General features: G+C 45.2%; 26 protein-coding genes and 1 riboswitch. Of the genes, 21 read left to right on the top strand and 5 right to left on the bottom strand.

Translation table 11 applies throughout. The features are described 5' to 3' along the window. Nucleotides 1-116: 116 nt before the first annotated feature. The 6 genes from NKT06_RS25905 to NKT06_RS25880 all read left to right on the top strand — a co-directional run bounded on the left by NKT06_RS25905 (nucleotide 117) and on the right by NKT06_RS25880 (nucleotide 5624). Nucleotides 117-461 (top strand): thioredoxin family protein, encoded by a 345-nt coding sequence (locus tag NKT06_RS25905; protein ID WP_017692403.1) that lies wholly within the window; start codon nucleotides 117-119, stop codon nucleotides 459-461. 301 nt (nucleotides 462-762) lie between these two features. After that, on the top strand, nucleotides 763-1701 hold the full coding sequence (locus NKT06_RS25900; RefSeq protein WP_253440688.1) for a COX15/CtaA family protein: 939 nt from the start codon (nucleotides 763-765) through the stop codon (nucleotides 1699-1701). Nucleotides 1702-1892: 191 nt separating this feature from the next. After that, complete coding sequence (locus NKT06_RS25895; RefSeq protein WP_253440686.1) at nucleotides 1893-2609, top strand: Cthe_2314 family HEPN domain-containing protein; 717 nt, start codon at nucleotides 1893-1895, stop codon at nucleotides 2607-2609. 138 nt (nucleotides 2610-2747) lie between these two features. Beyond that, nucleotides 2748-2889: riboswitch (SAM riboswitch) on the top strand. A gap of 125 nt (nucleotides 2890-3014) precedes the next feature. Next, nucleotides 3015-4049, top strand: coding sequence for a methionine ABC transporter ATP-binding protein (locus NKT06_RS25890; RefSeq protein ID WP_253440685.1), 1035 nt, complete (start codon nucleotides 3015-3017; stop codon nucleotides 4047-4049). Further along, complete coding sequence (locus tag NKT06_RS25885; RefSeq protein WP_253440684.1) at nucleotides 4050-4709, top strand: methionine ABC transporter permease; 660 nt, start codon at nucleotides 4050-4052, stop codon at nucleotides 4707-4709. 75 nt (nucleotides 4710-4784) lie between these two features. Next, complete coding sequence (locus NKT06_RS25880) at nucleotides 4785-5624, top strand: MetQ/NlpA family ABC transporter substrate-binding protein (RefSeq protein ID WP_253440683.1); 840 nt, start codon at nucleotides 4785-4787, stop codon at nucleotides 5622-5624. A gap of 374 nt (nucleotides 5625-5998) precedes the next feature. Here NKT06_RS25880 and NKT06_RS25875 read toward each other — a convergent pair whose 3' ends face one another. Beyond that, nucleotides 5999-6997, bottom strand: a complete 999-nt coding sequence (locus NKT06_RS25875; RefSeq protein ID WP_253440682.1) for a DUF2167 domain-containing protein — start codon at nucleotides 6995-6997, stop codon at nucleotides 5999-6001. Between the two features lie 173 nt (nucleotides 6998-7170). On the opposite strand from NKT06_RS25875, the gene NKT06_RS25870 reads away from it, so the two are divergent. After that, complete coding sequence (locus tag NKT06_RS25870) at nucleotides 7171-7950, top strand: SDR family oxidoreductase (protein WP_253440681.1); 780 nt, start codon at nucleotides 7171-7173, stop codon at nucleotides 7948-7950. Nucleotides 7951-8096: 146 nt separating this feature from the next. On the opposite strand, the gene NKT06_RS25865 is transcribed toward NKT06_RS25870, so the two are convergent. Beyond that, nucleotides 8097-8342: a NifU family protein gene (locus tag NKT06_RS25865; RefSeq protein ID WP_062837977.1), complete on the bottom strand. Its 246-nt coding sequence runs from the start codon at nucleotides 8340-8342 to the stop codon at nucleotides 8097-8099. A gap of 80 nt (nucleotides 8343-8422) precedes the next feature. On the opposite strand from NKT06_RS25865, the gene NKT06_RS25860 reads away from it, so the two are divergent. After that, the gene (locus NKT06_RS25860; RefSeq protein ID WP_036605750.1) at nucleotides 8423-8677 is read left to right on the top strand and encodes a YuzB family protein; all 255 of its coding nucleotides are present in this window, start codon (nucleotides 8423-8425) and stop codon (nucleotides 8675-8677) included. Here the strand turns inward: NKT06_RS25860 and NKT06_RS25855 are convergent. Both NKT06_RS25855 and mqnE read right to left on the bottom strand, forming a co-directional pair. Continuing rightward, nucleotides 8674-9735: an NAD(P)/FAD-dependent oxidoreductase gene (locus tag NKT06_RS25855; protein ID WP_253440680.1), complete on the bottom strand. Its 1062-nt coding sequence runs from the start codon at nucleotides 9733-9735 to the stop codon at nucleotides 8674-8676. The two genes, NKT06_RS25860 and NKT06_RS25855, sit on opposite strands and share 4 nt — an antisense overlap. A 242-nt stretch (nucleotides 9736-9977) precedes the next feature. Then, complete coding sequence (mqnE, locus tag NKT06_RS25850) at nucleotides 9978-11084, bottom strand: aminofutalosine synthase MqnE (protein WP_091020813.1); 1107 nt, start codon at nucleotides 11082-11084, stop codon at nucleotides 9978-9980. Nucleotides 11085-11752: 668 nt separating this feature from the next. On the opposite strand from mqnE, the gene NKT06_RS25845 reads away from it, so the two are divergent. From NKT06_RS25845 to NKT06_RS25825, 5 genes are all read left to right on the top strand, one after another. Further along, complete coding sequence (locus NKT06_RS25845) at nucleotides 11753-12109, top strand: HesB/IscA family protein (protein WP_253440679.1); 357 nt, start codon at nucleotides 11753-11755, stop codon at nucleotides 12107-12109. Nucleotides 12110-12328: 219 nt separating this feature from the next. Continuing rightward, nucleotides 12329-13369 (top strand): tyrosine-type recombinase/integrase, encoded by a 1041-nt coding sequence (locus NKT06_RS25840; RefSeq protein WP_253440678.1) that lies wholly within the window; start codon nucleotides 12329-12331, stop codon nucleotides 13367-13369. A gap of 77 nt (nucleotides 13370-13446) precedes the next feature. After that, nucleotides 13447-14325, top strand: a complete 879-nt coding sequence (locus NKT06_RS25835) for a tyrosine-type recombinase/integrase (RefSeq protein WP_253440677.1) — start codon at nucleotides 13447-13449, stop codon at nucleotides 14323-14325. Between the two features lie 126 nt (nucleotides 14326-14451). Then, the gene (locus NKT06_RS25830; RefSeq protein WP_253440675.1) at nucleotides 14452-15060 is read left to right on the top strand and encodes a hypothetical protein; all 609 of its coding nucleotides are present in this window, start codon (nucleotides 14452-14454) and stop codon (nucleotides 15058-15060) included. Between the two features lie 164 nt (nucleotides 15061-15224). Next, complete coding sequence (locus NKT06_RS25825) at nucleotides 15225-16520, top strand: V-type ATP synthase subunit I domain-containing protein (protein ID WP_253440673.1); 1296 nt, start codon at nucleotides 15225-15227, stop codon at nucleotides 16518-16520. 176 nt (nucleotides 16521-16696) lie between these two features. On the opposite strand, the gene NKT06_RS25820 is transcribed toward NKT06_RS25825, so the two are convergent. Next, nucleotides 16697-16909, bottom strand: a complete 213-nt coding sequence (locus NKT06_RS25820) for a helix-turn-helix domain-containing protein (RefSeq protein ID WP_253440672.1) — start codon at nucleotides 16907-16909, stop codon at nucleotides 16697-16699. Nucleotides 16910-17099: 190 nt separating this feature from the next. Between NKT06_RS25820 and NKT06_RS25815 the strand changes: the two genes are divergently transcribed. The 8 genes from NKT06_RS25815 (at nucleotide 17100) to NKT06_RS25785 (ending at nucleotide 21835) form a co-directional block, all read left to right on the top strand. Further along, complete coding sequence (locus tag NKT06_RS25815) at nucleotides 17100-17384, top strand: hypothetical protein (RefSeq protein ID WP_253440669.1); 285 nt, start codon at nucleotides 17100-17102, stop codon at nucleotides 17382-17384. 1 nt (nucleotide 17385) lies between these two features. After that, a complete protein-coding gene (locus NKT06_RS25810) occupies nucleotides 17386-17841 on the top strand; it encodes a hypothetical protein (protein WP_253440666.1) in 456 nt (151 codons plus the stop codon). Next, complete coding sequence (locus NKT06_RS31765) at nucleotides 17807-17938, top strand: hypothetical protein (protein ID WP_301290143.1); 132 nt, start codon at nucleotides 17807-17809, stop codon at nucleotides 17936-17938. The genes NKT06_RS25810 and NKT06_RS31765 overlap by 35 nt, the downstream gene beginning before the upstream one ends. Continuing rightward, complete coding sequence (locus tag NKT06_RS25805) at nucleotides 17938-18297, top strand: hypothetical protein (protein WP_253440664.1); 360 nt, start codon at nucleotides 17938-17940, stop codon at nucleotides 18295-18297. Before NKT06_RS31765 ends, NKT06_RS25805 begins: the two co-directional genes overlap by 1 nt. Nucleotides 18298-19511: 1214 nt before the next feature. Beyond that, nucleotides 19512-19895 carry a hypothetical protein gene (locus NKT06_RS25800; protein ID WP_253440662.1) on the top strand — a complete coding sequence of 128 codons (384 nt, stop codon included), beginning with the start codon at nucleotides 19512-19514 and terminating at the stop codon, nucleotides 19893-19895. Beyond that, nucleotides 19892-20326 carry a hypothetical protein gene (locus NKT06_RS25795; RefSeq protein WP_253440660.1) on the top strand — a complete coding sequence of 145 codons (435 nt, stop codon included), beginning with the start codon at nucleotides 19892-19894 and terminating at the stop codon, nucleotides 20324-20326. Before NKT06_RS25800 ends, NKT06_RS25795 begins: the two co-directional genes overlap by 4 nt. Nucleotides 20327-20571: 245 nt before the next feature. After that, nucleotides 20572-21531, top strand: a complete 960-nt coding sequence (locus tag NKT06_RS25790) for a hypothetical protein (protein ID WP_253440658.1) — start codon at nucleotides 20572-20574, stop codon at nucleotides 21529-21531. A 79-nt stretch (nucleotides 21532-21610) separates the two neighbouring features. Beyond that, entirely contained in the window at nucleotides 21611-21835 is a 225-nt protein-coding gene (locus NKT06_RS25785) for a helix-turn-helix transcriptional regulator (RefSeq protein ID WP_253440657.1), read from the top strand. Nucleotides 21836-21973 lie beyond the last annotated feature (138 nt).

The raw sequence follows: 21973 nt of genomic DNA, 5'->3' as shown, positions 1-21973 counted from the left end.
GGGTTTAGATTCACAGACCATGTGGTTTATTCTAAGTATGCGCTGATTATTTGACTTCCACTCGCCAATTTGCTTCACTTAGGGTATGACAAGGTACAGAAAGGGAGATGAACTGAATGGAACAGATTACTTCCAAACCGGCTTTTGATGTAGCCATCCAATCCCCACGTTTGACGATTGCCGTATTCAAGGCAGACTGGTGTGGTGACTGCAAATACATCGATCCGTTTATGCCTGAGGTTGAAGAGAAATATGCACGTGAACTGACTTTGATTGAGGTCGACGTGGATCAGGTTGGAACGGTTAGTGAAGAGCAGAATATTCTTGGCATTCCAAGCTTTGTGGCGTATACAGATGGGCGCGAACTCGTACGGTACGTGAACAAGCTGCGCAAGTCGAGAGAAGAGATTGAGCAGTTCCTGGATCGCGCAGTCGAGGTGTACAACACGATCCATAAATGATTATAAAAGTATGACAGGTTCATGTTGTAAAAGGGTATAATAAAAAGAACGCCATTTCTCTTGAAATAGGGAAATGGCGTTTGTGTGTTCGACACGTTTCTATGTTAGAAAGTTTGATGTACATAACCCCAATGACCTATCGGTCATTATTTCAGCAGACGTTAACATTTTGTCACAAAGCGCGGGCGTCAATGAACATTTTATCCGGTATAATGAATTTAGTTGTGAAATAAGTGTCAAAGTATCGAAACAAGCGGAGAATATTCTTCGCCATCTTAAACCAACAGCGGGTGAGAAAAAATTGAAACACTTAACTTTATTTAAATGGTTAACCGTATTAACCTGTCTTGTCATGTTTCTGGCCACTTTTGGTGGAGGCATCGTAACCAAAACGGAATCGGGCCTTGGCTGCGGAACGGAATGGCCTTTATGTAACGGGAAACTCGTTCCGGCACATACTGTGGCTTCACTTATTGAATATTCCCATCGCGCTGTAAGCGCACTGGCTGGATTGTTGTCCATTGCTTCGTTTGTTGCTTTTCTGCTGTTCGGCAAGTCACGCCGTGACCTGCAATTGTTTTCTTTCTTAACCTTGGTATTTGTTATCGTCCAGGGAATCATGGGGGCTTTTGCCGTCGTCTTCTCCCAATCTTCAGCAGTCATGGCACTGCATTTCGGCTTTGCACTGATTGCTTTTGCCAGTTCCCTAATGATGGCGCTGGGCATAAGGCAGGAGGCAAAAGATGGCGGATTGGAGCGTTTGAATAAATACCCTCGGGTGAGCAAAAAATTCAGGAATCTGGTCTGGTTCTCCACCATATACACATACCTCGTGGTATACACGGGTGCATTTGTGAGCCACACGAATTCTGCTGGCGGATGTTCTGGATTTCCGCTCTGTAACGGGCAGATTATTCCTGAGCTTTCGGGTGGGGTAGCGGTTGCTTTTGCTCACCGTGCAGCAGCAGCATCGCTCGTCATTGTTATTGCAGTTCTGGGTCACTTCGCTTACCGTAATCATCCGGACAACAAGGAAATGCGTACCCTTGGCGTGGTATCCGTTGTTCTCATCCTGATGCAAGTCGTCATTGGTATTTTCATGATGGTGACAATGAACCGCCCGGAAGTATATATGTTCGTAGCTCTCGCTCATATGCTGGATATCGCCATATTGTTCGGAGTTTTAACGTATATGAGTTTCCTGGTGTACAAGCTGCATCGACCGGTTAATCGGTTCTAGATACAGATACAGTTCTCTTGAAAGTACTCGGCCTAATATGAAAGTCCACCATCCAGTGATGTACATCATTGGACAGGTGGACTTTGTTTGATGTCAGGGGGATCAGGGCAACCTATGGCAAGCAGCAATTACACGGAATGGATGAAGTTTTATGGTGATGAAATGTTGATTCGGAAAAGAGGAGGTTAAATATGCTGCGAACGTTGTTGGGGGAAAAACCGCGTATAAACGAAGGTAAATTGAAGGAAGCGATGGACTCCATGGCGCATACACTTGAGCTGTTTCAGCGGCAAATGCATGTGGATCATGATCCCACGCACGACTATCGGAAACTGTATGTGTGGACTCAGGGACTCATCTCTTCACTGGATGAACTGGAGCAAAGCAGCTTCGCTGCAGCTCATTTTCGCAAAAAGGTCGTTGCAGGCTCAACGGACGACATGACACCGACTGAAAAAGCCGAGTATGCCCGATATGTGTATTTCTACAAAGATGGCTTCATCCGCTGCTTTGCCATTCTGGATAAAGTCGGTACCGTATTGAATGAAATATTCCAACTGAATACTTCAAATACAAAAGCGCATTTTTCTTATTTTACAGTGTTAAGGCAGTTCGATTATGCGAGGGAGCATCATGATCTTGCGTTGAAATTAATTCAGATCAAGGACTCATACCGGGAGCCGATGAGTAAGCTGCGCAAACGACGTAATATGGAAATTCACTACATGAACTCAGAAATGCACGATGACCTGTGGCAGTTACACCAGACCTTGCAAGGTAAAGTAAAGTTAGAGGATCTCAATCAGCATGTGCAGGAAATGCGTCAGGGCGTGGATATGGTCTGTGAAACGTTAACAGCCTCTTATCGTTATATTAATAAAATATGGCAAAGAAATAATTCCCTTTGACAAATCGGAATACTTGGAATATACTGAGTTTCAATTAGAGTGTTACAATGACAAAGAATGAACAGATATTTCTTAAAAGTTACATTCACATTATAAAGCATGAACTACATGAACTTATAAAATCCTACAACAACATATTTCTTATCGAGAGCGGCGGAGGGACAGGCCCGATGAAGCCCGGCAACCGATTTGTAATGACATGATACATGTATCATTCGTTATAGATGTTAGGTGCTAATTCCTACAAAATGGTGCAAGGCACGATTTTGGCAGATGAGAAGGTATATTCTTTCACGTGAAGAGCCCTCTTTGTTTCTGCAAAGGGCTCTTTTTTGTACTTTAAGGGGAGTTTTCCTTTAGATCGGGTAAAGATACATGTAGGTGGTTGGAAAGGGGCAAGTGCGATTGATTGAATTAAAAGGTCTAACAAAAACGTACGGCAAAGGAAAAAAGTCTACAACAGCGTTATCCGAGCTGAATTTGAACATCCAAAAGGGTGAAATCTACGGCGTGATTGGCCATTCCGGAGCGGGTAAAAGTACACTGATTCGCTGTATTAATTTGCTGGAGCGGCCTACGGAGGGTGAAGTATGGGTTGACGGAATCAACCTGACTGAACTGAGCAAAACCGAATTACAGCAACAGAGACGCAAGATCGGAATGATTTTTCAACACTTTAATCTGTTATCTTCGGCAACAGTATATGATAATGTGGCTTTTCCACTAAAGCTTGTGAATACACCCAAGGATGCCATCGATCGTAAAGTGAAGGAAATGCTCAATCTCGTTGGTCTGGAGAACCATAGCAACAAATATCCAGCTCAATTATCAGGTGGACAGAAACAACGTGTGGGGATTGCGAGAGCACTTGCGAGTGATCCGAATGTACTTCTCTGTGATGAGGCTACTTCAGCACTTGATCCGCAGACGACAAATTCAATTCTGAAATTATTGCTCGACATTAACGAAAAGTACAACCTTACAATTGTGCTGATTACACATGAGATGCATGTCATTCAGAACATCTGTGACAAGGTGGCTGTCATTCATCAAGGTGGCATTGTGGAACAGGGACCTGTAACAGAAGTGTTCCTGAAGCCGCAACATGCGATTACGCGGGATTTCATGATGCGTGACCATGAAGCTGGACTGGCTCTGGAAGAGACCGCTCTGGCGAATGCAGGCGTTGAATTGCAGGCAGGTGTTGCTTCCAAACTTGTGAAGATATCCTTTCTGGGGAACAAAACGTATGAAGCGATTTTGTCCAGAACGGTTCGTAAGACGGGTGTGGATTTTGCCATCCTGCAGGGAACGATCTCTACGATTAAACAGGTTCCTTATGGACAGCTGACCGTTCGGTTCGAGGGTGATTCTAATGCCATTGATCGGACGATATCCGAATTAACCGCTGAGGGACTTGATGTGGAGGTGCTACGTTAGATGGATTTTTCAACCGTACGTTGGGAAGAGATTGGTAAAGCTTCAATAGAGACACTACAAATCCTGGGCGCTTCTGGCTTGTTCACCATTATCATTGGTTTGCCGCTTGGCGTATTGCTATTCATGACGGCGAGATCCGCCTCAATACAGTCACGTGTGGTGTATACGATAATATCGTTTATTGTTAATATTCTGCGGTCAGTTCCTTTTATCATACTGATTATAGCCATTATTCCGTTCACACGAGCACTCGTTGGTACGGCTACAGGGGTATTGGGTGTGATACCGCCTCTAGTTATTGGAGCAGCTCCATACTTCGCTCGTTTAGTGGAAACTACTTTGCGAGAAGTTGATCGTGGTGTAATTGAAGCGGCACAGGCGATGGGTGCATCAACCGGACAGATTGTAAGACGGGTTTTACTGCCTGAGGCACTGCCTGGTCTGCTTGCTGGTATAACAATCACCATCGTTACGCTTGTCTCTTACACGGCGATGGCGGGCATGGTTGGTGGTGGAGGACTGGGAACGCTGGCAATCAATTATGGATACTTCCGTTATCAGTATGAAGTTATGATAATTTCCGTTGTATTTATGGTCATTCTAGTGCAAATTCTCCAGATGGCTGGAGATCGCTTAGTTACATTTTTCACCAGGAAATAACACATAGATAACATGATGGCCTATGCATTCGTGCGGACGCCACATGAAAAATTGATTAGAGAAGGGGTTTTACACATGAAAAAATGGTCTTTCGCTCTACTTAGTCTTATGTTGATTGCAGTTCTCGCAGCTTGCGGAAACAACAAGGATGCCGATAGCGGCGCAGACAATTCAGCAGGTGCACCACGCACGGTTGAATTGAAAGTTGGAGCTTCACCTACACCACACGCTGAGATTCTGGAAAGCATCAAGCCTGAACTGGAAGCACAAGGTATTCGTTTGCAAGTCGTTACGTTCAATGACTATGTTCAACCCAACCAGCAACTTGCTGATAAAAAATTGGATGCAAACTTCTTCCAGCATCAACCTTACTTGGACACAGAGAATAAAGAACGTGGATTCAACCTCGTTGCTGTAACTCCTGTTCATGTTGAACCTTTTGGCGGATACTCCAAAAAGATTAAATCTTTGGATGAATTGGCTGACGGCGCAAAAGTAGCCATTCCAAATGACCCATCCAATGGGGGACGTGCTCTGTTGCTGCTCGCGAAAGAAGGCATCATTACGCTGAAAGATAACACAAATATCACATCTACGATTCAAGATATCACAGCCAATCCGAAGAACCTGGATATCATCGAGCTGGATGCAGCCATGATGCCTCGTCAATTGGATGAAGCGGATCTGGTATTCATCAACGCTAACTATGCGCTTGAAGCGAACCTGAATCCGGCGAATGATGCTTTGCTCATCGAAGATCTGCAAGGTAACCCATACGCGAACATCCTCGTTTCGCGTGAGGACAACAAGGATTCAGATGCAATTCAGAAATTGGCTGCTGCCCTGCACTCCGAAGAAGTGAAAACATTTATCAAAGAGCGTTATAAAGGTGCAGTTGAACCTGCAACTGAATAATTCAATATGAATAATATGATGTAAAGCTTATAAGAAGAGGATGTCCCTTTAGTCATGAATATGACGGAAGGACATCCTCTTTTAGTGTTATTTTGTTTTAATGAACCTGACACACGCTAATCACTCCCATATGCCCAGATCTGAGATCCAACGAATCCCAGAGACGTTATTTCGTCGATTTACTCAATTTTTTAGGTTTTTAAGCCCTTTTATGACGAATTAGCGTTAGAGAGGTTCGTTAAATCTTGCAACCGTTGATGATCTGCCTTTTAAGGTGCGGTAGGTTCATTAGGGCTTAGAGCAAGGTGCAACTTTTGAACAGCCACTCCCTAAGTCTGTGCTGAAGCATGGATCAACATAAGTCACAACATAGGTCAAAGTTTTTCTGATGTATCAGTATTGGAGTGATGTCCAGATTGGCGGTAGTAGGATAATTCATTCTGATCAGCATGCTGCTGTTCATCCGCTTCCTGCAAGTACGTCCTCTCGGAGGGAGAGAGTTTTTCTTCATCTCCGTGTGAACTTTTGATTTTGTATCTGATCCAACCGATTAGCCCAAGAACGACAACCAAGATTAAGGCCCATCCTTTTTTGAGCAAAAGAAGGGCGCTGAATTTTTGGGAAGCCGTGTACCCGATTCCGCCCATCAGAAGGCTGTTGAGTCCTATGGTGGATGTTTTGTCAGTCGAAGCATTATATTCCTCGTAGGTATGTCCTGCATTAATGTGAAGTTGATTAAGGACGGTTTCCTCGAATGCCTGGCGGCTCTGTTGAAAGTTGGCCGTATCAATAACCAGAATGGCTGTAATGTACCCTTCGCGTGTCAGGAGTTTTACATTGTAATTCACCATGGCTTGCTGATCAGCATTCTTGAAACCAAGGGAGTAGACTAACTGATGTTTGGTCTTGTCGTATGCCGGTTCAATTTCCCAACCTGTTATGTACGTTCTATATTCAGGATCGAGCTCTCTGTTCTCTTCTTCTGTGCCTCGGATATAACTGCTTAACAGTTCTTCGGCATTCAAATTTTGATCATCATCATGAATATGACCTGTCTTCACGTACTCGAACACGACATACCACGAGCCGGATTCGCTATTGCTGGTCAGGCTTCCGATTTCATTCCCGTTAGGTTTTCCACCACTGTTAAGTATCGAGCGTTGGGTATTGGCTTTATCCAGAAAGGAATGACTTTCAGGGACTTCGAGTGTGGCTTTACCGTCCAGAGAGACCGATGCTGGTCCACTAATCCAATCGTATTCATCAGGTGCCTGGTCACTCTCACTTGCCGCTGATACCTGCAAGGCACTGGAGACTGTTAATACACTCACCATTAGAAGTGTAAGAAAAGATATCCATCTTTTGTTCATCATATTCATGTAGAGGTCCTTTCAGGTTATATCCTCGACAATACCATAGGTGTTCAATTTGATTCAAGATATATTTGGAATTAAAGGTGGATAATTCCTTGTGGATAAGCGAGTTGTAGGCGGACGATAAATCTTTTATACTGGATAGTGACTGCTCTTTGAAGAGGGGGATGAACGTGAAGGGAAAGATTGCCCTCATAACGGGAAGTGCCAAAGGTCTTGGTAAAATGACGGCCCTCAGTCTGGCAGATCAGGGATGTCATATTGCCCTCAACTATGTACACAGCAGAGTAGAAGCTGAGGCTTTAAGGGCTCAGATTACAGCCAAGGGTGTGCGGTGTATTGCTATCCAGGCTGATATATCCAAGGTAGAAGATATCTCTTCATTGGTTGAACAGGTGGAAGGCAACCTGGGCAGCATTGATATTTTGGTGAATAACGCGGGTCCATTTGTCCGTGAACGACGATTATTTGCGGATTATTCTGAAGCTGAGGTCCAGATGCTTGTGCAGGGAAATCTGTTAGGACCGATGTTGCTGGATCAGCGTGTATTGCCAGAGATGAGACGCAAGCAATGGGGACGCATTATCCATTTTGGCTTCAGTCATGCTGGAGAAGCGAGATCATGGCCTCATCGCGCCGTATACGCGGCTGCCAAGGTAGGTCTGGTCTCTTTTACAAAGACACTCGCCGTTGAGGAAGCTCCTTATGGAATTACGGTCAACATGGTATGCCCGGGAGATATTCGCGGTGCCAACAAAGAGAAAACGATTGATGAAATGGCAGGCATCACCGACGAGGAAACGCCAAGAGGGCGTCCTGGCAGCGGTGAAGATATCGCACGAGTGATTACGTATCTATGCCTTGATCATTCCGATTTTATAACAGGCAACATTATGGATGTATCTGGAGGACTTGATCCGATTCGTCCGACCATACAGCGCGAGGATACTTAAGGTGAGTTATAGGACTGGACGTTGAAGCTCGTTGATGCGGGTCTAGGGGACAGATGAAATAGAAACGCTGAATATGTACACAAAAAAAGAGCCCTCCGCTTCATGCGAAGCGAAAGGCTCTTGAGGTTTATTTCGTGAAGGATTGATTAGAATACTTGTACGACTTCTTGTACACCCTCAACTTCTTCAAGAAGGGCGCGTTCAATCCCGGCTTTTAAGGTAATAGTGGAGCTTGGGCAACTGCCGCAGGCACCGACTAGTTTCAGCTTAATGATGCCGTCTTCCACGTCAACCAGTTCCACGTCACCGCCATCGCGTTGCAGGAACGGACGAAGCTTGTCAAGAACATCAGATACCTCATCATACATGGTGTCTTGTGCGTTTTCGCTCATATTTTTCAACTCCTTTCCTTCCTATATTATATTACAAATGGCCATAAATTAAAATGGTCAAACAAAGCAGGTGAACCTACATGAGACCGATTATTGAATTTTGTGCCAACAATATGCATTTTGGCACAGATGAAGTCATGGATCAACTGGAAGAAAATCCAGACTATGACGTGATTGAATACGGCTGCCTCACCAACTGTGGCCAATGTTCTATGACTCCATTTGCACTGGTGAATGGTGAAGTGGTCATCACGGACAAAGTGGAAGATCTATATAACGCCATTCTGGCCAAAATTGCCGAAGCCGATGTCTGGGACGAGCTCGATCTCGACTAACCGAGATGGCGCTTGGACATCCAGAGCACACCACTTTTCAAAATACGAGGTACACGTCCCATCATAGACGTTTTGCCCATCAGCCCAAACCCAGACTTCTTGCCGAGTGCACCGAGTGTGCCACGAAGCTTGAGTGGATGTGGATTGGGCTTTTCGCCTTTCCAGAGGGCATGCTGAATATGGGCGATCTGCTCACCCTGTACTTCCGCAGCTTGACCGCTAGGTGCATAAGGCACACTGGCACAGTCACCAACCACATATACATCGGTATATTCCGGGATTTGGTAGTATTCATTCAGGACGACACGACCTTGGGGATCTTTGGTCACGTCCAGATCCTGTACCACTTTTACAGGCTGAATGCCTGCCGTCCAGACAACAGCATCCGTTAGGATCTGTTCATCCCGGTTATAGATGGCATTAGGTTCAACGCGTGAAATGGCGATATGTCCGCGTGTCTCTACCTGATGTTCGTTGAACCATTCATGCACATACACGGACAGACGTTGCGGGAAAGCGGATAATACACGTTCACCACGATCCAGAATGCTGATGTTGAGATCCGGTCTGCTCTCACGAAGTTCGGCTGCCATCTCGACACCACTTAATCCACCGCCTACAATATGCACGTTGCCATAGGCTTTGACTTCATTAAGTCGCAGGTAAGTCTCACGTGTTTTGCTAAAGCTCTGAATGGTACAGCTGTAGTCTTCAGCGCCTGGTGTGTTGTGGAAACGGTCTGTACAACCCAGTCCAATAACAAGTTTATCGTATTCAAGCGGGTCTTGGCCTTCAAATTCAATCTGACGCTGTTCCAGGTCAATGGAAGTAACTTCTCCATAACGGTAAGTGACTTTATCGTTCACTGGAAATTGGATACGCAGGTCATAATCGGATACGGTTCCTGCTGCGAGTGCGTAATATTCGGTCTTTAATCCCTGAAAGGGGCTGCGGTCCACCAAAATAATCTGTGTATCGGATGGAATCTTACCTTCCAGAAGTTCCTTGATGATGGTGAGGCCGCCATAACCGCCTCCAAGAATGACAAAATTTTTCATGACTCGGCTTCCTTTCTGCATCAGTCCCACTGAAATGGGGCTGTAAACTGTGGAGCAGCTATGCAAAAACATAGCTGCTCCTTTTGTTAGGATTTGATTAGTTGAAAAGTAGGCATTGAAAATTGAAGATATTATTCAGCAGTTTGCACCACCCGAATTCAAACGTCTTCCTAACATGAAAGCTGCGTTCTGGAGTGGTGCGGTTGCAATATTGATTGTAGAGGGTGTGTTCTACCTATATCCTATTCGTACACTTGAATTTCATTGTAGAACGTATCACGTTCTACGGGAATACGTCCTGCACCCTTAATGAGCCATATAAGCTCTTTACGTGTAAGGCCTTCAGGTGTGAGTGCACCCGCCGCATGACTAATCCGTTCCCGAACGATCGTACCGTGTGCATCCGAAGCACCGAAACCAAGAGCGACTTGAGTCAGCTGTGGACCGATGTTAATGAAGTATGCTTTGATATGATCGATGTTATCCAACATCAGACGGCTAATCGCAATTGTTTTGAGATCCTCATAAGCCGAATTACGACGCATAATGCTCGCGTTTTTACTTTTTGGCTGCATGGAAAGCGGGATAAAGACCATAAATCCGTTGGTTTCGTCTTGCAATTCACGAATCTGCACCATATGGTTAACGCGATCCTCATAGGATTCGATCGATCCATACAACATCGTAGTATGTGTACGCATGCCGAGCTCATGAGCTGTGCGGTGCACCTCAAGATAACGGTCCACGTTGGCTTTGTCTACACGCATTTTTTTGCGATATTCATCGGACAGAATCTCAGCGCCGCCACCAGTCAATGTTTTCAGACCTGCTTTTTGCAGCTCTTGCAGAACTTCTCTGATGCTGAGTCCGCTAATCCGGGTGAAGAAATCAATCTCGGCTGCCGTGTAAGCTTTCAGTGTAACATCCGGATATTTCTCGTTTAAAGCGCGCAGGGAATCGACATAATATTGAAAAGGAACATGGTTGTTATGTCCGCCTACGATATGGAACTCACGTACGCCCGGATGAATATGCTGTTCCACATAATCAATCATTTCCTGACCGGATAATGTATAAGAGCCTTCTTCACCCTGGTCTTTGCGGAAATTACAAAAAGCGCAGTGGGCTTCACATACGTTCGTAAAGTAAAGACTCATGTTCTCGATGAAATATACTTTCTTGCCATTCTTCCGCAGGTTGGCCTCATTGGCCAGCTGGCCCAAAGTCAGCAGATCATCTGTTTCATACAGATATACGCCATCTTCTACGCTCAGCCTTACGCCGTTCTGCACTTTCTCAACGATCTCAGCCATTCTTTTGTCTGTGAACGGTGTTACCAATGTAGACATATTGTTTCCTCCTGTTCTTAACCGGATTTGAGTTGTGTGTAGGATCTGCATACAGAACTACATAGAAAAGATGCGGTCAACTGCCGCCTTCTTAGTTGGACTAACTCTTATTTACCCGGTGCAGCGTGTTGCTGCATATGAAAGCTAAATTTTTTCAAAAAATGGAGTCTGTTGACTCATATATGCATTGGGGACTGCGTTGCAGTCTCGAAATGTGAAAAAAATTACAACTCCAATTATGACCATCGTCTGAATAAGTCATGACAAAATAACGACATTTCAGTGCGACCACCTATTCATTATAAACCTCGTGTCCCGGGGGTTCAATACACTGGGAAGAAAAAGGAGTACAGGGGGAACGCGGAAAGAGGCAAACATGACTTGAGACCCTTGACGGGGTGGAGTATAATTTAAAGAAGAGTTAATGAAAGGTTGTTCAAAAAGTACACTTTTGATTACGAAGGATGCCTAGCGGCATCTCAGCATCGAATATGGGATTCAGCCGAAATAAGCGGGAGGCTTACGAAGTATGTTTCCTTTGGAAACATTTTAGTTGCTCACGTAGTTTTGCCTACGCTCCGCTACTCCATTTCTATCTTCATCCCATCTTCTTGGTACTGAAAAGCGTTTTGAACATGATTTTATATGAAAAAGGAGAGTGACCTGGCATGATTAACATCAGCGAAACGGCTGCTGACAGATTGAAAGAGATGCTTGCACAGCAAGAGACACCTGGTATGTTCCTGCGTCTTGGCGTAGCACCGGGCGGTTGCACCGGATTTTCGTACGCCATGGGCTTTGATGATAAAGAGTCCGATGAGGACCTGTATATGGATATTCAGAACATGAAGGTTGTAGTCGAGAAGGAAAACCTGAAATATCTGAACGGACTTGAAATTGATTTTGAAGAGTCCGGTATGTCGGGTGGCTTCACCATTCATAACCCGAACGCGGTAGCTACTTGTGGCTGTGGATCTTCTTTCCGTACGAAGGAAGATGCGGGTGTGCCGGATAAGGATTGTTAATCTGGCGCGGGTTTGAGCGTGTTATAGGACGCTCGACGGACGCAAGCCTTTAACGGTAGCCTTAACGGTGCAGATTGTGAATTGCGCAGGTATTTCGGTAGGTTAACAACCCCGGACGATGAACGTTATCAATCCTTGAAATGGCATTTCAGGGTTGTGAATCACGACCTCTATGACGTATTAGTTTCGTACTAATTACGTTATGGAGGTCTTTTTGTTATGGCGTTAAAGAAGCGAGAACGACGTGCTCCGGTCGGCGCGCGTGATGTAAAGTTGTTCCCGGAGCTCACATTAGAGCAAGCACTGGATTTTGTAACCAACGCAAAGAAAGTGGAGGGGTTACGCGAAAGCACCCTTAAGGATTACACGAAACATTACGGATACTTCGTGAAATGGCTTAACGAGTTCCATCCGGATATCACGTTAATTGAGCATATCGAGGTCAGCACTATTCGGGACCACATTTCGTATATGAAGTACGATCGGGTCCGATACGAAGGACATAAGCACATACCAACGGAGGGGCAACGTGTAGGCTTATCGGATACGACCATTAACATTCGTATACGCACGCTAAAAGCAATCTTCAATCAGCTTGAGCGCGATGACTTAATCGAGTTTAATCCGATAAGCAAAGTGAAGTTGCTGCGCCAAGACGTAGACTTAACGAATTGTCTGACGGATGAAGAGATTATTGCCATCTTAGCACAACCGAATCGTAGGGACTTCGTGGGATTTCGCGATTATGTCGGCATTATGTTGATGCTCGATAGTGGTTGCCGCGTTTCTGAAATGCTCGGACTACGGATTGGTGACATCGATTTTCAGACGCGGTTTATTACTTTATCCGGTGAGGCCAATAAAAACCGTAAGCCGCGCATGGTTCCGTTCTCTGCGGCAGTGGCGAAGTTACTTCTGCAGCTTATAGAGGAAAACCGACAACACTTTACTACGGATCGGATATTCCTTTCATGCTTCGGTGACCCAGTATCGGCGAACCAATTTAATAAGAGGTTGAAGTATCACGGTGAGAAGGCAGGCGTTGAAGGGAAGAAGATGACCGCGCACGTCTATCGGCACACATGGGCGCGAGCTATGGTCATTAACGGAGCTGATCCGTTTACTATTCAGAAGATGGGCGGATGGTCTGATATTCGCACCATGCGCAGATATATTCAAATGGATACGGAAGATGTTCGGCGTAGTCACGATCAATACTCTCCTACGAGTAAATTTATTAAGAATCGAGTAGACAGATGAGAAAACGAGATCGGCTCAAAATCCGAACGTGGGAGGAATGTCTTAATGAGTTTCTTAACTGGAAACGAGTTCAGGGGTTGAGTAAACAAACGATTAAGGATTATAGGCAGAGCATGAATCTCTTTATGTCGCGCTATCCTACGGCTTGGGATTCTCCACATAATCTAAAATCGATGTTATACGATCATCTCGCTCAACCTGAAATAGCGCCGGCCACTTACAATAGCCGTCTTGTGTATCTGCGTTCATTCCTGAATTGGTGCATGGAGAACAATTATGTTCGAGACAACCCGATCGCTAAGCTTAAAAAGCGCTACGAAGAAGGCCGCCGGGTTAGCGTTGATATCGAAGTTCTCCGTGAATTACTAAAGGTTCCCGATAGATCAACATTCGTCGGCCTACGTGACTACGCGTTAATCTTATTGACGCTAGATACCGGTATTCGGCCATCGGAAGCCCTGGCGCTGTTACCGAGCAACTTCCGTCCCAAGGCCCGCGAGATCCACGTTACGGCGTTAACAGCGAAGACACGGCGGTCCCGGGATCTTCCGATATCAGATGCGACGATAAAGGCGATGGGCAGGCTAATACGTGCGCGGCCGCTGAGTTGGGCGGATAAGGTTCCGATATTTTGTACGAATGAAGGGAACGCGCTGAATCGTCATGTATGGGGCGATAGACTTGAGCGGCACAGCAAGAAGATAGGCGTCCACATCCGGCCTTATGATCTGCGGCACATCTACGCGTTGGAGTCGATTCGTAATGGTTCATCTACCTTCGCGGTACAAAAGACACTCGGCCACTCCACGATGGAAATGACTAAGCGATATGTTGCGTTGATTAACGATGACTTAAAGGTTGAACACGCGAAGACTTCACCGCTCAATAAGATCGCGGACGAGGAACCGAAGAGGAGGAGGTTAACGAAGATTAGTGTGGAGGAAGACGAAGAATAAAAAGAGGGCGCAGTTCTCGCGGGAGAGATTCCGTTGAGGGCTGCATTTTTTTGTCGTTTCTATATAGTAAAATCTTCCTGCACATAGTAGAATTGAACTACGAGAATATAGGGAAGAAGGTACATAATGGACGAATTAACTTTATCAGAAATCAAACCTAAGCCGCGACTTAACGTATTAGGCGCAATAGCATTGGGAATATCGCTTGTAGCTGTCTCTGCCTCCATTTATTTATTTGTTCAAAATTCAGAATTAACAAACAAAACTAATCAGCTTTCCGAGAAAATTGTATCCCTTTCGGAGAAAAATGATGCATTACAAAAAGCTACAGATGCACAAACAGCTTTCAACACTGAGCAAGAAAGATACCGCAAACTTACATACTTAACAGCGATGGCTCATGATATCGAGGACGGAATTGTTACGGATGATTTCGTCGTAAACAAAGTTAGATTCAGTTGGGGAGATGACGGTAACCTTAGCAATGTAGTAATTGATGTGGAAAACCAGCCTAGTCTGGCTCTCGCGTATAAAAGTAAAGGTGCTTATGAACTTTCTGATCGCGAGGTGCGCGCTAAATCTGACGGGATTATCAAAGCAGTAAAAGACTATTATGCTACGGCTTCGGATGCGCCAGCATGGAACGATTCCACTTTCGTACAGCTCACGGTTCAAAATTATAACATCGGTGAGTCGAAGGGCGGAACGTTTAAGCTCGTAGGTGAGACGAAGTAATAGGCGTAATGAGGTCCCCCGCAAATGGACCGGACGCCCATCGTAGTATTTGTTGGCGCGGAGCTCGTTGTCAGCGGTGTTTGCGGAGATGAGCGTTATGCGCGGAATTCGTACGTTTAAATATGCGTGATGAGACTAATGTGACTTAGAGGGATGGAATGTTTATGAAAATAAAAAGTATTGCAAGGGACTTTAGTAAGAATATGAAATTTGGTTCTACATTGTCTTTGCTGGAATACGATGTATTGCTCATCGATTTACTTGAAATAGTTAACCAGTATACTTTCGAAAAACTTAAGGAATATCCTGTAGGTATCATCAATTTAGATGATCTTGGACCATTCGAAAGAGACTTGTATAGGAAAAGGAAAGAAATAGAAGAGTTCTTAAATTTAGGAAGGACTATATTTGTTTTTACTCCGCCTCCTGTTTACGTACGTCCTCATAGCGATTATGCCTCAAAAGAGCCATTCGATTTAAGAGAGGCGCTGTTACCATCATATCCTAAGACAGATATTTCCAAAGGGTATAGTGTTGAACTTGTAGGTGACTCGCTATTAAAACCGTTATTCACTAAATACGAAAAATTATGGTGTTATGAATCATCTTACAAACATAATTTCGGTAAGCCATTACTAAAAATAAAAGATACAAATACACATCTAAGCGCTCACAAAAAGGTAGGTGAAGGAAACCTTATTTTTATTCCGAAGCTAGTGGGCAATTCTTTCGATGAACCCGAATTTCTTGATGAGCTCAAGAAGATAGTTAAGAATATTAATTTAAAATCTGAACAAGATTCTAAGATGACACTTCCAGATTGGAGCCTTTTAACACAGGTACCTGGCGAAAAAAATGTTATTGAGAAAATATCCAAAAAAAATGATGAATTAAAAATGTTAGAAAATGAAATAGAGAGACTGAGCTCTGATTTAAAATCTCTAGAAGAGTTGAAGGTTCTGTTTGCTGGTTCAGGCACAGAGTTAGAAATTATGGTGGGGAGGGTGTTTCAAAGCCTTGGATTTAGCGTTAGTGAAGGAATTCCGGGGAGAGACGATCTTATCTTAGAATATAATGATCAAGTAGCAGTAGTGGAAGTAAAGGGGGTTAAAAAGAGCGCAGCAGAAAAACACGCTGCACAACTTGAAAAGTGGGTAAGTGAATATATTTCAACTAATGAGAGAACACCTAAAGGTATTCTGGTTGTAAATGCCTTTAATGATACTCCTTTAGAGGAACGAGTTGAAAAAGTCTTTCCTGATCAAATGATGAAGTATAGTACAAATCGAAATCATTGCTTAATCTCTGGGTTAGATTTATTAGCGTTATACTTCTATACTCGGGAAAATCCAGAAGAAACAGAGCAAGTGATAAATGAATTATTAAATACTTGTGGTCATTTTATTAAATATAACTGGAAAGAATATATCTCCTTAAATAGTATGCAGCATCCTCACTAATCCAAAAGAACCGCAGCCCGCACGCAGGGTTAGCGGTTCTTTCGCGTTCTCCCCGTCGAATCCCCGTACAAACGCCGCGTTCAGCCCGTCCAGGTACGTTCCCCTTACCGAAGCTTAAACACGCTGATTCGACGGCAAAACCACGCAAAAAAAGAACCGTATGATTAACGGCTCTCCTAGTCCTTCTCTATTACGATAAGCTCCGATATGTCGTCGATCTCAAGCGCGTCAGCTATTTTGATTAGCGTCTTAATGTTGATTTGTTCGCGGATATTCCGAGACATCTCAGAGATAGCCGCTTGTCTAACGTTTGATACCTCCGCAAGCTGTGTCTGTGTTAACCCACGTTCTGCCATTACTTCATTAAGGCGGATTCGAATCCTTCTCATATGTACACCTTCCCTTAAACCCCATTATAACGAATATACAGATAAGCGTAAATAAAGTGTTGACTCTATACTAGAAGTCGTATATACTCATTAACAGATAAGCGAATATACGTATAACAGTATAATAAGTTTCAACTTTCGCAACACTGTACTCGAACGAATCGCCACTCACGCAAGGAGGTACGCAATTATGCCGATCACTATCGTAACCAAAGGCGTAGACGTCGATGGACCGTGGCGGATTGAATACGCTGGCACGCTTATAGATGAACATCACGCGATTTACGTTGACACTGAGTTTAGCCTCGCAGTTATGGAATGCGTAAACTTTGACGGAACAGAGTACGTTACAACTTACGGCGAGCCCGCAATATTCGATTTAAAAGTCGCTGACCATAGTTTCATTAATAGTATCCGCGACATGAGCGCGATTGAACTACTTCAAAAACTTATCCCCCATAAGGAGGCACAATAGTATGAAAATCGTCCCAACGGTAACACTTCCGTACACACGCGATCGAATCGCCGCAACCTTCATCGTCACTCTTAACGGTATCGAACGCAACATTCCGCACTCCCTTTTCCTCGCAGTATTCCCGCGCATCAAGCGGACTAAACGGACAGCCAACGTTGAGGCATCCGCGGCGGAGCTCGAAGCGCTTAGCATCATCGCAGACTTATCCGATCCGTTATCTTCGCGGATTACATACGAATTAAGTCCGAAGCACTGTGACAATTTCGTCGTAACGCATCTCACATCCGGACAGCAGCTCGTTATTCTGCCGGGAGCACTGCGGCGGATTCTCGGATTGAGTCCGCGTACAACCGAAGGAGTCGCCGCACTGAGTTTCGCAAAACTCGGCGAAATCGGATTTATTATTGAAGGAGGAAACAACAATGATTGCAACTACCAATATGCCAACTACGCGTAACAACGAGGAAGTAAACACTTCATATAAACGTAACTTCATCCGCATGCTCAAGTTTGTATACGCGCTGACCATGATAATTAAGGAAGTGATCGCCTAATGGCCGCGAAAGTTGAACTCGAATTAGCGTCAATGGTTATGGGACCCTGGGATAATCCCCACGTGTACACTCTTTACGAAGGTTACGTATTGAACGAGCGTCACATTTTTATTATCGACGAGGGCAATATTTGGTTGCGCAGTGTCCATAAAGCTCCTTACCTCGATCACCTTTACTTAGACGGAGATTCCGGCGGATTAATAATCGCGGATGAAGTAGAAGGCATGGACGCACGTGTTCAAATAGAAACGATTATCACGGCACTTACGCAGGTAAATGGTCTGCAGTTTTTACTCGATATTATAATGTGCACCAAGGATCTCGGCGACATTAACCTCAAGCTTGACCGCCTTCAATGAACCTAATGGCGCGGGAACGCCTAATGGGGAGAAGACGCACGCCTTGAATACGTACTGTACTGAGTTGACGGCGCCAAACGTTAACTTGGATCGCTATGCAGTGCGGTAACTTATCCGGCCTTTCAGCGCCAACTGTCGGGCCGGAGCTCTTATAACGCGGTGGGGAGCGGCTACTCCCTCAGGCACATCGCTTCACATAGATTCGGAGTGTAGCGGCAACTGCGCTTCTATAGCTGGAAGAGAGTGGCGATTAGCTATCGCATTCAGGCACGCTCTCTTCCGTTTGTTATATAAATTTATACGAACGTACGTTCCGAATGGTTTCAAAAACTCTAGTATGTTCACAATTCAGACATATTTAATAAGTAGTCTAACATTAGTCGGTCCCAGAATCGCGCATCAGTGTCCAAATATATTATGTAGAGAATTTTACGAATGGGAGGTGTACGACATCCTACTGGCCGTCGTCAATATTCGTAAGGGTTGATTCTCGAGTATACAAAAGTATTTCGAAAAGTGTGTCAAACCAGATTGAGGATCGTTAGTACGGATATACCCGAGATTGGAGGTGAGCGTAGTTACGTTTTAGAGAAATTTATTCGTAAAGTGTGCGAAGGGCGATCGGTAGTCGTTAATACAAGTATAGCGTTGTGCGAAAATCTTTTGACCGGCAGCAAAGTAATATAACGAAATTTCCGACTGACTGTGCGAAACGCGATCGGCCGGCAACAAGGTAGTATAGGCATTCCGCGGAACATTCCGTTTCACATAAAACCAAAACGAAAAAGGGAGCGATTTATTATGACAAACCAATTGATGACGCGTGAGCAACAAGTTAAAAAGAGAAAGACCCTTACTCGACTAACGTCGAAATAAAGGTCTCGCAGCTAAGAAACAAACGAGGACGCGAAGAACCGTGGTAACGATCTCCGTATCCAACCAAAACATAAGTTCCGGTGTATGTACTAGCATGCGCTCGCCTCCTTCCACGGGGACTGAAATTAGGGAATCAGGCATGATCTCTAATCTAATCCACACGTTTCCGGGGTTAACGGAAGTATACCATTTATTAGGAGAGGGTGTAAACATGTATTTGAAGCTATCTGACGAACCCGCGTACTATATCACATTTAGTGAAGGGATTCTTGAAGAAATCATGTTTCTAAGTGTATTTGTTCTTGTCATATACCTTTTGCGGAGGAAGGAGCATCGCAATGACAATCGACGTAACAAAACCACTCGCCCACGATGACGGATTTGCGCGCATGCCAAATATCTTATTTCGGATGTACCCGTTACTCGACGGGTTCACTCTGGAAACGGTGGGCCTATACGGGTATCTACTGTCTTGGCGCCAGAATAAGTCGGGACACACGATGTACGGTATGGCATGGCTCCGGCAGGCGGATATCACGGCAGAAACGGGCATGTCCGCGCATAAAATACGCCAACATACGGAAGTATTGTGCCGGTATGGATTGCTACGCGTCACGAAGTCGGATCGGATTGCGAATAAACTCGTATACGAACCGATTGAGCCGCTGACTTACGAAGAGTTTCGGCGGACTTATTGGAGAGAGGAGGCGCAAAGCTCATGAGTAGTCTCGGAGAACTCGCACAAATTGCGGTTAAGCAGAAAGCGGACGTGCTTGAGAGTGGGCGGGGCGGGTATTCTCCGTCTCTTCACTCACTATTCCGCGTTCACTTGAAAGAGCTCAGCGATAAGTATGAAAAGATTAAGTCGAGAGATGCGATTTTTCTTCTTCTCTATCTTCACTCGTATGTGAATGGTACAGAATCGAACGATCTCTATATGTGGGCGTTCCCTACAGTAAAACAGATACGCAAGGAAACAGGCATACACGGTGACCGCCTCTCCACTCTCTGCAAAATACTTGAGAGCGAGGGGCTGTTGATTACGAAGATGGTTCCGTGGAGAGGAAACACGAAAAAGCTCTACCTTCCACTGTTCTATCCGCAGAATCAGGGAGCCCAAGTACCAGCGATTCCCGTAAACGGAGTGGCTTAAATCCCGTAAACGGATCGCGACGGTTCCTGAATACGGGAAGGTAAAAAGAACGAACTAACAAGAACGAACTAACAAGAATAAACATTACCGCTCGGTTAAATTCGCATACGCTCATTGAACCTCACGGGACAGTGTTCTGACGCGCATAAAGGTATGTAGGGGATTAATAGCGCGGGGAAAAAGAAGAGTAAGAACAAACGATACGTGGAAGTTAAATAGCTCAACAACCACAAGGAGGGATTCTCATGGAAGTAGCCAAACAGCTAGTCGAATACACCGCCGGCCCAAAGCTCGAACTCATCGTCACGCCCGATGTCGATCGCTACGACTACTCCGGTAATGACTGCGAGCTGTTCCCGAATTGGACGCGTGCCAATTATCGAACGTACGCCAAACAACCACTCGATCAACGCTTGCAGATAACGGAGACTATGGCCGAGGTTTATGACGAGCATTACTACGATATCCACGTAGGCGGTGACGGCCGCTTCCGGACGGAGATCGAAAAGCAACGTTTGGAGCGCCTGGCCGACTATATTCTCGCAGAGGACCACGTTAACGGCTTATCTATCATGCGCGATCCGTACGACATGCCGCGCGACCGTGACCTAGATAACCCAATCGGAGAAGGTGCGCGGGAGTTCATACGGAAGCATAACGTCTCGATCTTCTGCGAGGCTGACGCGGAAGATATCGCAGAGAAGATGGGCGTTAAGCTCTGCCGTGGGTGCCTACATCCATTTGAGGGCCGCGCAACACAACTCGATTGTGGGCCGACATGCAGACGTAGATATAAAACAATGTGGGAGCGCGTGAAGCGATTCGGAACAATCGACCTGGAAGGAGAGCGCAATCGCACGAAGCTCGAATATGGGTTCTATAATCCGCAGGAAATGGAGAACCTGCAGGAGCGATCGGAACAATCGTACGGAACTGCGAAGAAGCTTGCGGATATGATTGACGCTAAGAGACGAAAGGAAGGGCACGGCCGGAAGAATACCGTACAGCTCGTAGATAAGAAAGGTACAGAGGGCGCGGGGTACTTAGACGGGGAGTATGGCTGGACGAGTGATCGCAATAAGTACAAGGGCAATAATCATTCGATTTGGTGGGGCGAGGTTCTCAAGTACAACATGTATGAGCAGCCTTTGACGAAGAAGTTTGTGGACTGTCGTAAGCCTCGTACTGTCCACATTTCCGCTTAAGTAGGGAAGGGGACGAAGTTTCCCGATTAATTATTTCGGACGTATGCGTTAATCCAAATGAGCTAAGGAGGTATGTGATATGGACGGATCAGGAGTACGCGGTATCCGGGTAATGGCCGGCATGACGCAGGCGCAATTTGCCGAAGTATTAAACGTCAGCCAATCGTGTGTGAGCGATGTGGAGAACGGACGCCGTAATGTTTCGCGAGACATGCGGATTAAAATTGCACAGAAGTTCGGCACAGGCGAAGACGTTCTAACAGCTATTCAGAGAGCGAGGGAGTCCGACAAATTGGCGCTGTAAAAGGCGCTTATTATTTTGCACACTGACTTTCACGCTTTAAAACGTTAATTTTAGGAAGTGAACGATATGGAGAACGCAATCTGGCGATTAGACAGCGACAACCTAGCCGCGTATACAGAAAGTGAGGACGTATGGCGC

Origin of the sequence: Paenibacillus sp. 1781tsa1, from assembly GCF_024159265.1 — a bacterium.
Classification (GTDB): domain Bacteria; phylum Bacillota; class Bacilli; order Paenibacillales; family Paenibacillaceae; genus Paenibacillus.
The sequence above is the reverse complement of the archived record's forward strand: the minus strand, read 5'-3'. Positions and strand labels throughout refer to the sequence as shown.

What these genes read in the sequence shown, in the direction of transcription:
- NKT06_RS25880 (WP_253440683.1), top strand. Translation starts at nt 4,785, where the DNA reads ATGAAAAAATGGTCTTTCGCTCTACTTAGTCTTATGTTGATTGCAGTT.
- NKT06_RS25845 (WP_253440679.1), top strand. Translation starts at nt 11,753, where the DNA reads ATGATTAACATCAGCGAAACGGCTGCTGACAGATTGAAAGAGATGCTT.
- NKT06_RS25855 (WP_253440680.1), bottom strand. Translation starts at nt 9,735, where the DNA reads ATGAAAAATTTTGTCATTCTTGGAGGCGGTTATGGCGGCCTCACCATC.
- mqnE (WP_091020813.1), bottom strand. Translation starts at nt 11,084, where the DNA reads ATGTCTACATTGGTAACACCGTTCACAGACAAAAGAATGGCTGAGATC.
- NKT06_RS25805 (WP_253440664.1), top strand. Translation starts at nt 17,938, where the DNA reads ATGGCCGCGAAAGTTGAACTCGAATTAGCGTCAATGGTTATGGGACCC.
- NKT06_RS25885 (WP_253440684.1), top strand. Translation starts at nt 4,050, where the DNA reads ATGGATTTTTCAACCGTACGTTGGGAAGAGATTGGTAAAGCTTCAATA.
- NKT06_RS25830 (WP_253440675.1), top strand. Translation starts at nt 14,452, where the DNA reads ATGGACGAATTAACTTTATCAGAAATCAAACCTAAGCCGCGACTTAAC.
- NKT06_RS25795 (WP_253440660.1), top strand. Translation starts at nt 19,892, where the DNA reads ATGAGTAGTCTCGGAGAACTCGCACAAATTGCGGTTAAGCAGAAAGCG.
- NKT06_RS25810 (WP_253440666.1), top strand. Translation starts at nt 17,386, where the DNA reads ATGAAAATCGTCCCAACGGTAACACTTCCGTACACACGCGATCGAATC.
- NKT06_RS25825 (WP_253440673.1), top strand. Translation starts at nt 15,225, where the DNA reads ATGAAAATAAAAAGTATTGCAAGGGACTTTAGTAAGAATATGAAATTT.
- NKT06_RS25860 (WP_036605750.1), top strand. Translation starts at nt 8,423, where the DNA reads ATGAGACCGATTATTGAATTTTGTGCCAACAATATGCATTTTGGCACA.
- NKT06_RS25840 (WP_253440678.1), top strand. Translation starts at nt 12,329, where the DNA reads ATGGCGTTAAAGAAGCGAGAACGACGTGCTCCGGTCGGCGCGCGTGAT.
- NKT06_RS25865 (WP_062837977.1), bottom strand. Translation starts at nt 8,342, where the DNA reads ATGAGCGAAAACGCACAAGACACCATGTATGATGAGGTATCTGATGTT.
- NKT06_RS25800 (WP_253440662.1), top strand. Translation starts at nt 19,512, where the DNA reads ATGACAATCGACGTAACAAAACCACTCGCCCACGATGACGGATTTGCG.
- NKT06_RS25790 (WP_253440658.1), top strand. Translation starts at nt 20,572, where the DNA reads ATGGAAGTAGCCAAACAGCTAGTCGAATACACCGCCGGCCCAAAGCTC.
- NKT06_RS25905 (WP_017692403.1), top strand. Translation starts at nt 117, where the DNA reads ATGGAACAGATTACTTCCAAACCGGCTTTTGATGTAGCCATCCAATCC.
- NKT06_RS25895 (WP_253440686.1), top strand. Translation starts at nt 1,893, where the DNA reads ATGCTGCGAACGTTGTTGGGGGAAAAACCGCGTATAAACGAAGGTAAA.
- NKT06_RS25785 (WP_253440657.1), top strand. Translation starts at nt 21,611, where the DNA reads ATGGACGGATCAGGAGTACGCGGTATCCGGGTAATGGCCGGCATGACG.
- NKT06_RS25875 (WP_253440682.1), bottom strand. Translation starts at nt 6,997, where the DNA reads ATGATGAACAAAAGATGGATATCTTTTCTTACACTTCTAATGGTGAGT.
- NKT06_RS25815 (WP_253440669.1), top strand. Translation starts at nt 17,100, where the DNA reads ATGCCGATCACTATCGTAACCAAAGGCGTAGACGTCGATGGACCGTGG.
- NKT06_RS31765 (WP_301290143.1), top strand. Translation starts at nt 17,807, where the DNA reads ATGATTGCAACTACCAATATGCCAACTACGCGTAACAACGAGGAAGTA.
- NKT06_RS25820 (WP_253440672.1), bottom strand. Translation starts at nt 16,909, where the DNA reads ATGAGAAGGATTCGAATCCGCCTTAATGAAGTAATGGCAGAACGTGGG.